The following is a 13495-nucleotide window of genomic DNA, read 5'->3' as shown; positions in this document are numbered from 1 at the left end:
TTCGCCCGATCAAGAATACTCTCGTTCGAGCTATTTTGATTTCTTCGCGGAGCGAATACCAGCCCAGCGCGCCCCTCAGCGGTTAGTACACCCACCTATGCGAGCATTCATTGCTGTCAAATCTGGAAAGTTCTTCGAAACCCGAGAGAGTCGAACTCATCAGAGGTCCGTACGAGTCCGTGCCACCTATAGCACGGGTCGCGTCTCCGCCGGCCGAGGCGACAAGGCCAAAAGGAACTCGTCCACGATGCGCCGCCCCGACGCAGCGAGGTCGACTGTCGCGAATCGGATCCGTCGGCCTTGAATGACGACTTCCTCATCGAAGTGGCCGTCGACTACCGGGTGCAGCATGAGCCCTTCGGACGGGCAGGCTCCTTCGGCTGCGGCCTGGGACATCAGATAGGCGTAGATCTGGTAGAGGTATTCGCTCTTGAGCGTGGCTTCCCGGTAGTAGCCTGCCTTCGTCACGGACGTGAACTTGGTGTCGATGACAATCCGGCGCGGTCCGTTGTCATCGGGGTTCGGGTGTTGGAGCACGATGTCGAGCTTCATGCTGGGGAGCACCGCGCGCATGCCGCCGGAGAGCTGCGAGATGTCCCATTGCTGTATGGGCCCGTGCTTCACCTTCCAGCCGTCCGGGGTGAGGCGATGTCGGTAAATGGCGTAGGCGGCGTGCTCGAACAACGTTCGCAGGTAGCCGTCGTCGTCCGCTGGCAGCGGCAGGTATCGATCGCCCGTCTCGGTCGTCGGGATCGCGAGGGTCAGGAGCAGTTCGGCTGCGGCGAGCATCGTGCGATCCCGCTGAAGAAGCCGCTGTTGCCGCAGGTGCGGAACCTCCGCGAGCCGCGGGCATGGTCCGCGAACGCCCCCGGCCTCCATTTGCCGTGCGAGCGAGCGATATCGCGGTTCTCCCGGGACCAGGATCGCTGCTCGTTCGAGAGCCGCTCGGACGAGCCGGTTCGAAGGGATGTCCGTGACGATCTCATCGTAGGTGCAGTTCACCTGGCCGCGGTTGAGCAGCTGGTGGCGCTCGGTGGTGAGCTGGTTGATCCGTCCCTTGACCCGGCGTTCGTTGCGGGTGATCGGCCGGAAGCCGACGGAGAGTCCGCGGTGCAAGCGCTGCGCCGCCTCGTCGGCGAGGATGCGGGCGACGAGGTCGGGCAGGTCGTCCGGAGCGTCTTCCGGGGAGACAGCTCGGTGGCCGTTGGTGCGGAACAGCTCCGAGGCGAAGAACTGCAGCAGCCATAGGTTGCGGATCGGAATCTGCACAGTTACTCGCCGAGGAGCTTCTTGCAGGCTTCTTCCGCAAGGTGGCTGCGATCGAACCAGTATTCCTCGAGCAGCAGCCGGACATCCGTCTCGACGACTCGTTGCCACCACGCCTTGGTATCCAGCCCTGTCGCTTCGAGCCGTACGGCTGGGGTGAAGTAAGAGTGGCCGACGCAGTACTGACGGCCGAGTGCGCTGTCGGCGCTGATCTGCTCGTTGAGCTCGTCGACGCGGCGACCGTACGTCTCGAGCAGCTTCGGCTCGTAGCCCAGCTGGCTGACGTACTCGACCCAGTCCGCCCCGAGGCGCGGGCGGAGTTCGATGAAAGCGAACCGTCGTCGCAGCGCCATGTCGACCATCGCGAGCGACCGGTCGGCGACGTTCATGGTGCCGATCAGGTGCAGGTTGGGCGGGACGAAGAAGCGCTCGTCCGGGCTCCGGGGATAGGCGAGCCGCATGGCGGAGCTCCGATGGCGTTTGTCGACCTCGAGCAAGGTCAGAAGCTCGCCGAGAACCTGGGCGGGGTTGCCGCGGTTGATCTCTTCGACGACGAGCACGTAGTCGTGGTTCGAGTCGTCGGCGGCCTGCCGGCACATTTCCAGGAACGGACCGTCCTCCAGCCTGAGCCCGCCGCCGGCGGTGCTGGTGGAAGGACGCCAGCCACGCACGAAGTCCTCGTAGGCGAGCGAAGGGTGGAACTGGAGGATTTGAACACGATCAGTATCGCGTTCGCCGCACAGCGCCCAGGCCAGTCTGCGCGCGAGCCAGGTCTTGCCGGTGCCGGGAGGGCCTTGGAGGACGAGGTTTTTCTTCGAACGGAGCCGCTCGAGCATCGGCTGGAGTTCGTCCTCCGCGAGGAAGCACCCGTCGTCACGGATGGACGCGACGTCGTACGGATCGCCTGGCTCTTCGACGATCTCCGCCGGCTTCGCGAGCGGCGCGTCGGGGACGCTCGGCGACGCGGCGGCTTCGGACTCCTCCACCGGCTCGAGCGAATCAATAAAGGCGGCGTAGGACAGAGCGCAGATCCTGTCGTAGGGCGCCGCGCCGGACGACAGCCAAGCCTGAACCGCCTCAGTGTTGGAGAGGAACTGTTCGCCGGTGATCTTCGCGCCGAGAGAAAGTTGAGCCGCGAGCTCGGGCAGGTTCTTCTTGATGAGGTTGCCGTTGAGGCTGTCGTAGGCCGCGAATGAGTCCGGCCGGATCCAGTACAGCCCCATGGTGAGGAGCCGGGTCTGACCGGTGGCGCACTCGTCGAAAGCGCTGACGAGGTCCTCGCGAGTAGCTTCGTCGGCGCTCTTGGCGTACGCGACGGCGGCGGCCGCCAGCTGCCAAAGAGCGTCGATGTCATGCGGGCCGCGGTCGACCTCCCAGCGGATGAACCACGACTTCAGATTGTTGGCGATCGGGATGCCGGAGAACTGGGCAGGCGCCTTCGCACCGACTCCGAACTCGGCGCGGAAGGCTGCGGCGATGGCCGCGCGCGCGTCATTCTTGATGCCGCGGTTGAAGCAGGTGAGGACAGTGAACGGATCGACGTCGCGAAGGGGCCCGTAGCTGCCGTCGAGACGACGGTCGCCCTTGAGGTATTTGAACAGGTGCGGAAAACCAGAGGATTCGGCGACGGACCAGACCTTCTCCAGCAGGGCTTCGCGGTCGGTCGCGTACTCCAGGATCCGGTCGGCCAGCTCGGGGTAGAACGCGGTCCAGGCGAAGTCGGCTTCCGCGGTGGACGGCTTGGCGATGACCTGTTCGATCTCTTCGCGGCCGGTGGTGATCTTGAAAAGGGTGATCAGCGAGCTGAGCTCGTTCTGCGCGGATTCGGACAGCTCGTCACGGGGCACGTCGACGCTCAGCCAGTCGACCGGCCGCCAGTGCCGGTGGACCGGCGAGGACGGGTGGAATTCGTACTGGCCGCTGACCCGTCCGATGTTGAGGGTCCGCTTCAAGCGGTTCGGCGTAACGATGATGTCGCCGATTTTGATCTCGTGGACGAAGCGGTAGAGCGTGCCGGCCGACCCAGCGATGGTTTTGGGCTCGATCTCCGGCATGGTCTCGGCAAGACGCTGTTTGAATGCGTCGCGGGACGACGCGACGTCCGAGAGGTCGCCGGTGCCGTCCCAGCCGATGCGGACCGCGCCGTCAGCGACCGGATCGATGTCCAGCTGGTCGTTGTGGATGCCCCACATGACGTGATCCGCCTGTCCGACGACCATCAGCCAAATCCTCCAAGTCGACTGCTCGGCCACCATGCTCGCAGGAGCGAACGGCCTTGGCTACCTATATCCCCGCGAACAGGAGGTCGGTCCGGCCATTGCTTGGAGACCACGCTCTGATTGTCAGTGTCGATCGCTGCCGTTGTCGACATAGACAGTACTTGAGCATTGGCAGGGCTTGACCGTTGCCGACGGAACACAAGATCAGCCTGCCACCCTCCTAATTGAGGATTTCCGCTCAGTGCCGACCAGCGACTATGCTGATGCGGCACTGCGCTGAGCAAATCCTGTCCTCCCGACTTTGCTTCGAAGGGGCTCGACCTGCGGCTTTTTTTCATGCTGGTGCCACCGGACTCGAGGATCGGGCTGGCGCAGCGCTTAGTGGCGCTCCTGCTTGAGGGTTCTCTCGTGCGCACCTGAGCCCGGGTCCCCGACCAGCCGTGCCATCGCCCCCGATGGGATTCACATACCAGACCGCCGACGCCATTGCTGCTTCCATGCTTCGATCAGGGCGAGCGCCAGCCAATGACCGTAGCCTTGAGCCATCTCCTCTGCCGTCTCCCGCGTGGAATCAGTGGTTCGGCGAAGCGGGTCGGCTCCGCGAGCGAGAAGGTAAGCCGTCACGTCGACATGCAATGGATTGCCCGTCTGCACGTGACCATCGCCTTCGGCATCAATAGCGTGATGCAAGAGCGTCATTCCGTTGCACGCGCAGGAGTCATGTATTCAACCACAACAACATCCTATCCACCACTCGGGACAGCTAAGTAAATTACCGAAAATTCTTCATTGAACAGGTGAGATCAACCGAAATCAGCGGTCAACACTAGGGAACGCCGAGCACCACGACAATCTCGGCCGGTTCCGTGATGTCGTCACCGTAGACAGACACTGCGTTCAACTCGCGTTCCACAGGCAATTCCAGGCGAAGCTGGCCATTCGGGTCGTAGAGCAATACCGAGGATCGAGCCAACTGAATCACGCCGCGATGCAGCAGCTCAAGCCTCTCCGGAACGACCGGCTCTTCGACACACGAGACAGCAACCACCCCGCTCGCTGACTGCCGAACGGCGACGTGCAATGAATCCTTGCCAGCGTGCACACTTTCGCGGGCAGGATCCCAACCCGAGTGGTCGTCGACGCTGTCCGGAGACGAAACCACCAGCAGGCCGAACGAAAACCGGGCTATGCCACCTCCGTAGTAGCTGTCGCCGTAGCTGGCGAAATCCGAGAAGCTGGTCACTGTCAGTATTCCTCCAGCAGTATCTGACCGACGCCGAGGGAGACAGTCAGAAGGGGCTCCCCGCCCAGTCTCTCCCTCGGCCCGCCGACGACTGCTACATATCGTGCTCCCAGCTGCCGCGCGTGTCGACGTTCGCGGCGTCCGCCAGTGACTCCAGTTCCGCGATCTCCTCTTCAGCTAGCGCGATGTCGTGAGCGCGGACCAACCCGTCCAGGTAGGCCGCCTTTGTGATCCCGATGATCGGGGTGGTCCCCTTCGCGATGGCCCAGGCGGTGGCGACGTCGGCGGCGGACGCGCCTCGAGCCGCGCCGATCGCTCCCATTCTGTCCGTCAGCGCCTGCAACTGGGGAAGGATCTTGTTGTACACGGCCGCCCGGCTGCTGCCTTCCGGCAACGGACGGGACGGGCTGTACCTGCCGGTCAGCGCGCCTTGTTCGAGGACCAGGTAGGAAAAGAACCGCACATCGTTCTCGCGACAATGCTCAAGGATGCCCGCGCGCTCGGAATTCCGGTACAGCAGGCTGTAGTGGTTCTGAACCGCCTCCACCCGGAAACCTGCCTCGCCGAGGATCTGATCGGCGAGAGCGATTTCCTGCAGGTTGTGGTTCGAAACGCCGACGTGCTTGATCCGGCCGCTCTGCAGCAGCGGAATCAGCAGCGGCGTCCAGCGGGCTACGTCGGCCGGGTTGTGGATCCAGTACAGGTCCACATAGTCCGTGCCCAATCGGGCGAGGCTCTGCTCCAGCATGTCCGTGACCGGATCGTCGCCGTCGCCCGCGATCTGCGGGGTGAACTTCGTCGACAGCTGGTACTCGCTGCGGGCATAGCCTTTCAGCGCCTGAGCGAGGACCGTCTCCGAGCGGCCCATGCCGTACACCACGGCGGTGTCCCACAGGGTGAACCCGTGCGGTTGCGCCGTCCTAACAACCTCTCGCAGGCCGGACGCGGTCAGCTGGCTACCGAAATAGCCGTCGCCCGGCTCGCCGCTGTCTCCCCAGGCCCACGTGCCCAGCGCCACCGTCGGCGTCTTGCTCGTCATGTCCCTGACTCCGTTCTCGTTTCCTGACGTTCAATCCCTACGAGACCGCGACGGCCGCCGCCGGAGAAGGTCGCGCTTAGTGGGGGTACTGCTTCAACCCCTTTCGCGCCGCGACCTACGGCTACCGTGAATGGCATGGACCAGCAGCCCGGAAACCGCGGCGAGATCCGGCACTTCCTTGCCAGCCGGCGCGCCAAGATCACCCCGGCGCAGGCGGGACTGCCGACCAGCACCCGTCGCCGGGTCGCTGGGCTGCGGCGGGAGGAGGTCGCCGTCCTGGCCGGGGTGAGCACCGAGTGGTACACGCGGCTGGAGAAGGGCCACATCGGCGGCGTGTCCGAAGCCGTCCTCGACGCAGTCGCCCGCGCCCTGCGGCTGGACGACGACGAACGCACCTACCTGTTCGACCTGGCCCGGTCATCGCGGCCGGCGAGCCGCACGCCGTCGCGTCGCCGGGACGTCGAGGTCCCGCCCCAGGTCCGGTGGCTGCTCGACTCCATGACGGTGTCCTCGGCGTTCGTCCGCAACGGCCGCACGGACGTCGTCGCGAGCAACCCCCTGGCCCGAGCCCTGTACGCGCCGATGTTCGGCAGCACCACCGTCGACGAGCGCGGCCGTCCCAACCTCGCCCGCTACATCTTCCTCGACCCCAGCGCTCATTACTTCTTCGTCGACTGGGACGCCGCCTGCGACGCCACCGCTGCCCTCCTGCGCGCCGAGGCCGGGCGAGAACCCCACGACCGGGCGCTGCGCGAACTCATCGGCGAGCTGTGCACCCTCAGTCCGGAGTTCCGCAGCCTCTGGGCCGCACACGACGTCCTGATCCGCCACGACGGCGTCAAACGGCTCCGACACCCCGAAGTCGGCCGCTTGGAACTGACCTTCCAGTCCTTAGACCTGCCCTTGCCCGGCCGAGCCGTGCACGATCTGATCACCTACACCGCCGAACCCGGCACCGAATCGGAGGACCGGCTCAAACTCCTCGCCAGCTGGGCAGCCACGCGATCCCCGGCGACAGAGCCCGCCCGCCCCTCTCCTCGGCCCGAACCGCGCTGATCCGTCGCGGTTCGCCCGGCCCGCGATTCAGGAATGTGCTGGCGCTCTGCCGTTTCCTCGCACTCCTGGCAAGGGATCCGGCCGGGTGCCTTTCCCCCGGAATTCGCTATTCATTACGACACCCACGCTTTCCGTTACGTATTTGTGCCCACCGACACAAATACCTCCCGGTGGCCGTCGGTCGCCGCAGCCGTGCCTTACTCTCTCTTCCGCTGATCAAGATCAAGGAGGACACGGGTGCGTTTCCGTGCTCAGGCCGCGCGCCGAGGGGGCGTCATCGGCGTCGTCGTCGCGATCGTCGCTATGCTCGTGGCGATGCCCGCCCAGGCGTCCGGTCTCTGCGACCGGCATCCGGAGCTGGCGGCGTGCAAAGCCGCTGACCGGGCCAAAGCGGCGCTTGTGGTGGGCAAGGCGGTCGCCCGCACCCAGCTGGGCGCCCTGGTTCTCGGCCACCTGCGCCAGGGCATCGGCCAGGTCGCGGGCCACGCGCTCAGCGAAGCCGCCCGGACTTTGGACGAGGTCGGCAAAGCGATCGACGCCGGAGACATTTCCCGGGCTGGCCAGGCACTCGATCAGTTCAGCGAGGATTCGCTGCAGCAATTGCGCGACACTGTCGTCGCGACAAGGATCGTGGTGAAGTCGCTCCCCGAACTGGCCGCGATCGCCAAAACGGCCATCGCGCAGTTCAACGCGCTTCCGGATCTGGACATCCACATCGACCTCGCCGCGCTGGAAGCCAACAATCGCGGACTCGCGGCCACCGCGGCCGGCATCGCGCAGGCCTCGGCTCAGCTGGACTACAGCGCTGCCCAGATCCGCACCGCCATGGCACAAGCCGACCGCGATTTCGCCGGGGCCAAGCGTGATCTGGCCGCGGCGAACGCGATCCTGGCCGAGGCGAACCGGACCCTGGACAAGTTCACGTCCACGCCGTGGATGCCGGTGGGCGGGTTGTCGCTGAAGGGCATCAAGTTCAACTTCGACGAGGCCTTCGGTCACCCCACCCATTCCGGTTCGCTCAACCCGGACGTCGCGGCGGTCCTGTCGGCCGTGACGGACTTCGTTCCCGGGGTCGGCAGCATCAAGAGCGCGGTCGAGGCAATCGCCGGGAAGGACGCGTTCACCCAGCAGGAACTCGATGGTTTCGAACGTGCCCTCTACGGCATGGCCGCCGTCCCGATCGCCGGCGGCGCCCTCAAGAAACTCGTCGCCGTCGAACGAGCGGCGAAGGTCTCCCGCGGGATCGAGCTCGCGGCGAAGAACGGTGCCAAGGACTGGCGCATTTCATTCGACGCGCTGCCCCAGGGCAAGAACAGCGGCGTGAAAACCGTGTCGAACACGACCGAACTGCGGACCCTGTTCGACCACTGGACGGCGGGCACCGAGCGGCTTCCGTCGCGGGGAGACAAGATTCCCGACGTGTTCAAACTGCAAGACGGCACGACGATCCAATGGCGTCTGACGTCCAAGACGAGCGGTGAAACAATCGACATCGCGACGGCGGACGGCAAGAGGTTGAAGGTGCATCTCGATGTATGAACGGCAGGCGCACGAGATCGAACGAGTCGTGGCCCCCACGCTCGACGAAGGCCTCGACGACTGGGTCCCGGTCGATTCTCTGATCTGGAACGCCTCCCAGGTCGTCCCCAGGGACAGCGACCGCTTCGCCGCCTTCTTCGCCAGTGTTCTCGACTACCTGCTCCGTGAAGGACTGATGGTCGTCGGAGAGATCGGCGACACGGGGTTCGAGCCGTGGCCTGCCGCGTCCGTCGAGGACACCGTCGAACGCGTCGTCCGCGACTGCCAGGCGGTCGGCTGGTCCGCCGGGCTGGGTTTGTGCTGGCTGTCGAACACTCCGGAAGGAGACCGCCGGGCCCGGTGATCTCGCGCGGCCTGCCGAGAACCTCGTTTCCGATGGTTTTCTTCCCACTGAACCGCTTTCGGTAAATTTCCCGCGCGATCCTCCGGACTGCGGGCCATAGCATCGTTTTGTCCGCATTGTTTCGTTACACCCGAAACAGAGAGCAAGGACACTCTTGTCCAGACCATCCGCGACGCGGTAAAAGCAGCAGGTCACATCGAAAAATCCGCAATCCGCAGCGGGCAGGTCCGGCAAGCCGCCGACCGGGGTGACATTCACTTCGCCAGGAGAGGTCTTGACCGCGCTCGCTTCCCCCGCCGCCGCCGTCCCCGTCGTCCGAAGACCCCGCGCCGGGATCGTCGCGCTGGCCGCCTTCGCCGCAGTACCCGCCATGCTGGCGTTATGGACCGCCCTGCGCGCGCCGCGCGGTCACGTGCTGCTCGACTATTGGCACGTCCTGGCGAAAATCACCGACGACCGCGGACATCTCCTGCTGGGCCAGGTGTTCACCTACCACCTCGACCAGCCCTTCGTCCTCCCCTCGCTGCTCTTCTACGCCGACGCCGCCTGGTTCGGCGGAGACAACCGCGTCCTGACCGTCCTCACGGTGGCGTTGGTCGCCGGGATCGGCACGTGCCTGTACTCGATGCTCCCCCGCTCCCTGTCCCCGCAGCGGAAAGCAGCGCTCGCGGCCGGGATGTCGTGGCTGCTGTTCTCCTCGCACCTGGCCGAGATCTGGCTGCAAGGCACCAACGGCATCAGCTGGATCCCCGCCGTCTTCTTCACCGTCCTCGCCGCCGCCCAAGCCCACCGCGGCCGCCTGTGGACCGCCGCAGCCGCAGCATTGCTCGCCAGCCTCAGCTTCGGTGCCGGACTGCCCGCGTTCTTCGTCGTCGCCGCGATCTTCCTGCTCCGCCACGAAAACCGGGCCAAAACGATCGCCATGACCGCCGCCGGAACGATCGTCGTCGCCGGTTGGCTGCTCACCAAACCCAGCGGCACCCAATCACTGGCCACCACCGCACTCGACCCCGACGGCCGCCTCTCCGCCGCCGCAGCCGCGCTCGGCAGCCTCTGGTCCGGAGACCAAGCCGTCATCGCCGTCCTCGCCGGAGCCCTCACCACGGCACTCCTCACCGCCTGCGCCATCGCCGCGAAGAGCGACGCGCGTGCCGCGGGATGGATCGGGATCGCCGGATATGCCGTCGCGCTCGCGGTGCTTGTCGCATTGGGCCGCACCAGCAACCTGGCTCCCGGCGGGAACATCGGGCTGATCAGCCGCTACGCCATCGTCAGCACCCTCGCGGTGAGCGCACTCCTCGCCCTCGCGACGCTCGTCCGTCCACAATGGCCGCTCACTACGGTCGTCATCGGCATCTGCGCCATCTCCCTGACCACCCACGCCATCGGCGGCACCAAAGCCGACCTCACCCGCCGCGGCTACGCCCCGCTCGCCCTCGCCCCCATCGCCCTGCGCACCGAAACCACCAGCGTCCTCGACCAACTCCACATCCAAAGCCAAGTCATCCCCGCCGCCCGCGCACTCGGCACCTACCCCTTCAACCCCCGCTTCACCCTCGGCTGCCACGGACCCGAACTCGGCACCACCATCAACCCCAACACCGCCACCGACCTCCCCACCGCCCACGGTGCCATCACATCCACCGGCAGCGCGCTCATCACCGGATGGACCGACCTGCACCCCGACTGCGTCCTGGTCACCGACTCCGCCAACATCGTCACCGGAGGCGGCATCGTCGGGCTTCCCTCCCCCGCACCGGGAATTCCGGACGGCAACGCCTGGCAAGCCACTGCACGCCCCGGCACCGGACCGGTCACCGTCTACGCAGTACTCGGCGGCCGCTTCTACCGTCTGCACGAATCCGCTCCTAGCCCGAACTGAGCAGAGAGGCGACATCCCCCAGGTGCAGCCGGGCGAGCGCGACCGCGCCCGACACAGGCTTCTGGCCAGTGACTGCCTCACTGTCGGCGCTGAGGCACCATCGACCTGGATTTGGCAGTTTCAGGCCGAGGCGCAGCCAGCAAGCGTATTTCGCTCCGCTACAGGCACGCGCAGCACCGAGCTGACTACCCACTGATCTCAGCCGCAGCTGCTCTCGCCGTGCCGCCCGGGACCTCGCCAGCAACGCCGAAGCGGACCCGCGTCGCTGCGGCCTCGACTCCAAGGCTGCGAAAACCCGCCCTTATGCATCCTCGATGCCTCGAAGCAACGCGCGTTCGCCGCGATCATTCCTACGGGCGGCTCGCGCACTCAGCAGTCAGCCGCGTCCCGCCATTCTGGCATGACCCCCAGGATCAAGCCTTCCAATCCTTCGACGCCCCGACCGAACGAGCCGAGCCGATCCGCCAAACAGTAGATTTCGCCTTCCTCGTCGATCGCGAGAAAGAAATGCCCGCCATCAAGCTCGCCGATCGGGAAAAGAGCCCGACCGATCTCGCGGCCCCAGTCGACAAACCGCCCCTCCTCTCCCGCAGCCACCAACGGATCCAAGTCGAACGGTTCTTTTCCGCGCGTTATCCCCCGACCCTTGAGGTCGAATTTCAGGCCGCCGAACGAAGCAAGGAACTCCGCGGCCGCATCAGGCATGCGGAGCCCTTCGCCCGCCAGGCCCGCACGCCAGCCTTCGACGTCGACCTGGCGTCCCCGGTGCCACCCCGCCGCCTCAAGGGCCTCCACAACCTCCGGCGAGAACTCCTTCACGCTAATTCCTTCCGCCAGTAACGAAATCCAGGTTGTATTGCTCGACCAGGGGTACGCAGCTCAGGCATGGACCGATGCCCTCACCGTGCCCCGGATGCCCCGTCGACGCCCTGATCTTAACCGCAGCCACTTTCCAGCCCGTGGGATCAAGGCCATTGCCGAGCGCCTCGGACAAACACATCGCGAGACCGCATCGACCGTACCCGCCGCCACGTGCGTCCGCCGGAATGTCGTCGAGCACCGATTGCACGTCCTCGTGCAGTTCGGGAGATGCCCCGCCCCGCTGGCTGGTATTCGCGATCACGTGGCCGTCCGGCGACTCGATCGCCTCCGCAACCGCCGGCCTGATCCGGTTGGACAACGAACTGGCCCGGTCGGCCAGAGCCCTGGCTGCCGAAAGAGCATCACCGCAGTTGTGGACGAGGACCGGGATATCGCCAGCAAAAACGTAGTACGCGTGCAGCTCGTCGATCGTGAGGTCGTACGTGACCTCCGTCGAGTGGTACTGCGTCACCTCCTCGACAGTCGCCTCGCCACCGTCGGCTGTCTGCAGACGGTCGCCCGCATGCAGATCGATGGCCTCGACAAACGCACCGCGCGTGACGTCGTAGAACGGGTGGTGATACGTCGCCGGAGCCGCCGAAGCCGGAAGCCTGCCACCGGTCACCACGGCCGCCGCGAGCGCCAGGCCTGCTGCCACCCGGGTTGCCGCGCGGCGGATTCGGCTCGGTTTCACCTTCAGGTCCACGAAATCGTGGTCCGTCTCCGTCACGATCACCCGGTCGACCGGGTGCGTCTCCAAGCCCGCCTTGCCCGGCTTCGAGTTCGCGACCCGATCTCCGACCTTAACCTCTACCGCCTCCACGAATCCGCCACTAGCACGAACTGAGCAAGGAACCGATACTGTTGGCAGGGCGCAGCCCGTGCCCTGCACATGTTTCCGCCAGCGACGGCCAGTGTGTCTGCTCACGGTCGGCTCTGAGACTCCGTAAGTGCCGCAGTCGACCGTGGACATCTCCTGATGCCCTGCCAGTGGCTCTCGCGCCATCAACTGGCCTCCGTGAGCGCTGGCTCCTCGGCGCGCCCGCGCAATGCCCCGTACTTGCCGATTCCACCAAGCGCGAAGGAAGCCCTTTGTCCCTTGGAGACGCCGGTGTGGCCGACGACGCCGTCCCCGCAGAGCATCCAGCCGAGGATGCTCCTGCCGAAATCGGGGACGGACCCGAGCTGGGGTCTCGAGCATTCTGCCTGCCTGGACGTGGCTGATTGCCGCGCAGTGCAGGATTGCCTCGTTTGCGGTGGCGGCGATCAGAGCGGATCAGTGTGGCTGTCCAGATCTTGGTGATCGAACCGAGCCCCGGATACGTCATGCTTTGCGAGGAACTCGCTCAGACTCCACCCACTCCGACAGCCCCAACGGCAAGCCCTTCCTTCAGTCTGGGGCGACGAACGACGACACGCTCCATGCCAAGTCCGCCCAACCGCGCTCTTGCGACCGCACCAGTGCCTGCTCGACCGCCACCGCGGCATCCAGGCGCACCACGCCCAACCCGGCCCGCCGCAGCCCGGGCTTCAGGCACCGGCAAACCTTTATCCGTTCTCCGGCGGCCACGGTTCGCCACCAGGCGTCAGCACCCTGAGGCAACGCAACGGCCGGTGCGCCCGCAGCGCGAACTCGACAGCCTCTTCAACCGATTCTCCCATTTCCCAAATCCACCCCAAGCCAGTCGCGACGACGTGCCCCGACTCGCCGACGAAGACGCTCGATGAACTCAACCACTCACCGAGCGGATACCACACGTCGCCAAGCTCTCGGCTGAGTTCCTCAGCAAGAGCAAAATGCCCGAAGCCCGCGAGAACAGGGTCAACGTTCAACGGCTCGTCGTTGCTGAAGTTAGGCCCCTCCGCATTGATCGGGCCGAGCGTCAAACCGCCGAATGAACGGAGAGCCTCGGCTGCGCCAGCGCTCACGCGATATCCCTCCGGCGCGAGCGCTGTCACCCATGAAGAAATATCGACGTCGCGGCTGGGCGTCCAGCCTGACGCGCGAAGTTCTTCAAGCACCTCGGGAGAAAACACCTTGCGCATC

Annotated in this window: 12 protein-coding genes; 4 read left to right on the top strand and 8 right to left on the bottom strand. The window is 65.6% G+C overall.

All coding sequences use genetic code 11. The features are described 5' to 3' along the window. Nucleotides 1-186 precede the first annotated feature (186 nt). From AB5I40_RS40795 to AB5I40_RS40775, 5 genes are all read right to left on the bottom strand, one after another. Nucleotides 187-1269 carry a 5-methylcytosine-specific restriction endonuclease system specificity protein McrC gene (locus AB5I40_RS40795; RefSeq protein WP_370935542.1) on the bottom strand — a complete coding sequence of 361 codons (1083 nt, stop codon included), beginning with the start codon at nucleotides 1267-1269 and terminating at the stop codon, nucleotides 187-189. A gap of 2 nt (nucleotides 1270-1271) precedes the next feature. Beyond that, a complete protein-coding gene (locus AB5I40_RS40790) occupies nucleotides 1272-3485 on the bottom strand; it encodes an AAA family ATPase (RefSeq protein WP_370935541.1) in 2214 nt (737 codons plus the stop codon). 462 nt (nucleotides 3486-3947) lie between these two features. Continuing rightward, nucleotides 3948-4184: a hypothetical protein gene (locus AB5I40_RS40785; protein WP_370935540.1), complete on the bottom strand. Its 237-nt coding sequence runs from the start codon at nucleotides 4182-4184 to the stop codon at nucleotides 3948-3950. Between the two features lie 127 nt (nucleotides 4185-4311). Then, nucleotides 4312-4728, bottom strand: coding sequence for a hypothetical protein (locus tag AB5I40_RS40780; protein WP_370935539.1), 417 nt, complete (start codon nucleotides 4726-4728; stop codon nucleotides 4312-4314). A gap of 94 nt (nucleotides 4729-4822) precedes the next feature. Further along, entirely contained in the window at nucleotides 4823-5767 is a 945-nt protein-coding gene (locus AB5I40_RS40775; RefSeq protein ID WP_370935538.1) for an aldo/keto reductase, read from the bottom strand. A 135-nt stretch (nucleotides 5768-5902) separates the two neighbouring features. Here AB5I40_RS40775 and AB5I40_RS40770 point away from each other — a divergent pair, with 135 nt between their 5' ends. From AB5I40_RS40770 to AB5I40_RS40755, 4 genes are all read left to right on the top strand, one after another. After that, nucleotides 5903-6823, top strand: a complete 921-nt coding sequence (locus AB5I40_RS40770) for a helix-turn-helix transcriptional regulator (RefSeq protein WP_370935537.1) — start codon at nucleotides 5903-5905, stop codon at nucleotides 6821-6823. A 237-nt stretch (nucleotides 6824-7060) separates the two neighbouring features. Beyond that, nucleotides 7061-8362 carry a pre-toxin TG domain-containing protein gene (locus AB5I40_RS40765; protein ID WP_370935536.1) on the top strand — a complete coding sequence of 434 codons (1302 nt, stop codon included), beginning with the start codon at nucleotides 7061-7063 and terminating at the stop codon, nucleotides 8360-8362. Next, nucleotides 8355-8705, top strand: coding sequence for a hypothetical protein (locus AB5I40_RS40760; RefSeq protein ID WP_370935535.1), 351 nt, complete (start codon nucleotides 8355-8357; stop codon nucleotides 8703-8705). The genes AB5I40_RS40765 and AB5I40_RS40760 overlap by 8 nt, the downstream gene beginning before the upstream one ends. 274 nt (nucleotides 8706-8979) lie before the next feature. Then, nucleotides 8980-10587, top strand: a complete 1608-nt coding sequence (locus tag AB5I40_RS40755; protein WP_370935534.1) for a DUF2079 domain-containing protein — start codon at nucleotides 8980-8982, stop codon at nucleotides 10585-10587. Between the two features lie 369 nt (nucleotides 10588-10956). Here AB5I40_RS40755 and AB5I40_RS40750 read toward each other — a convergent pair whose 3' ends face one another. From AB5I40_RS40750 to AB5I40_RS40740, 3 genes are all read right to left on the bottom strand, one after another. Then, on the bottom strand, nucleotides 10957-11406 hold the full coding sequence (locus AB5I40_RS40750; RefSeq protein WP_370935533.1) for an SUKH-3 domain-containing protein: 450 nt from the start codon (nucleotides 11404-11406) through the stop codon (nucleotides 10957-10959). A 1-nt stretch (nucleotide 11407) separates the two neighbouring features. Then, nucleotides 11408-12271, bottom strand: a complete 864-nt coding sequence (locus AB5I40_RS40745) for a polymorphic toxin-type HINT domain-containing protein (RefSeq protein ID WP_370935531.1) — start codon at nucleotides 12269-12271, stop codon at nucleotides 11408-11410. A 725-nt stretch (nucleotides 12272-12996) separates the two neighbouring features. Continuing rightward, a complete protein-coding gene (locus AB5I40_RS40740) occupies nucleotides 12997-13494 on the bottom strand; it encodes an SUKH-3 domain-containing protein (protein WP_370935529.1) in 498 nt (165 codons plus the stop codon). Nucleotide 13495 lies beyond the last annotated feature (1 nt).

Source organism: Amycolatopsis sp. cg13, assembly GCF_041346965.1.
In the GTDB taxonomy this organism is placed as follows: Bacteria; Actinomycetota; Actinomycetes; order Mycobacteriales; family Pseudonocardiaceae; genus Amycolatopsis.
Note: the sequence above shows the minus strand (reverse complement) of the source record. Positions and strands in the feature narration are given on the sequence as shown.

What these genes read in the sequence shown, in the direction of transcription:
- AB5I40_RS40790 (WP_370935541.1), bottom strand. Translation starts at nt 3,485, where the DNA reads ATGGTCGTCGGACAGGCGGATCACGTCATGTGGGGCATCCACAACGAC.
- AB5I40_RS40785 (WP_370935540.1), bottom strand. Translation starts at nt 4,184, where the DNA reads ATGACGCTCTTGCATCACGCTATTGATGCCGAAGGCGATGGTCACGTG.
- AB5I40_RS40775 (WP_370935538.1), bottom strand. Translation starts at nt 5,767, where the DNA reads ATGACGAGCAAGACGCCGACGGTGGCGCTGGGCACGTGGGCCTGGGGA.
- AB5I40_RS40770 (WP_370935537.1), top strand. Translation starts at nt 5,903, where the DNA reads ATGGACCAGCAGCCCGGAAACCGCGGCGAGATCCGGCACTTCCTTGCC.
- AB5I40_RS40760 (WP_370935535.1), top strand. Translation starts at nt 8,355, where the DNA reads ATGTATGAACGGCAGGCGCACGAGATCGAACGAGTCGTGGCCCCCACG.
- AB5I40_RS40740 (WP_370935529.1), bottom strand. Translation starts at nt 13,494, where the DNA reads ATGCGCAAGGTGTTTTCTCCCGAGGTGCTTGAAGAACTTCGCGCGTCA.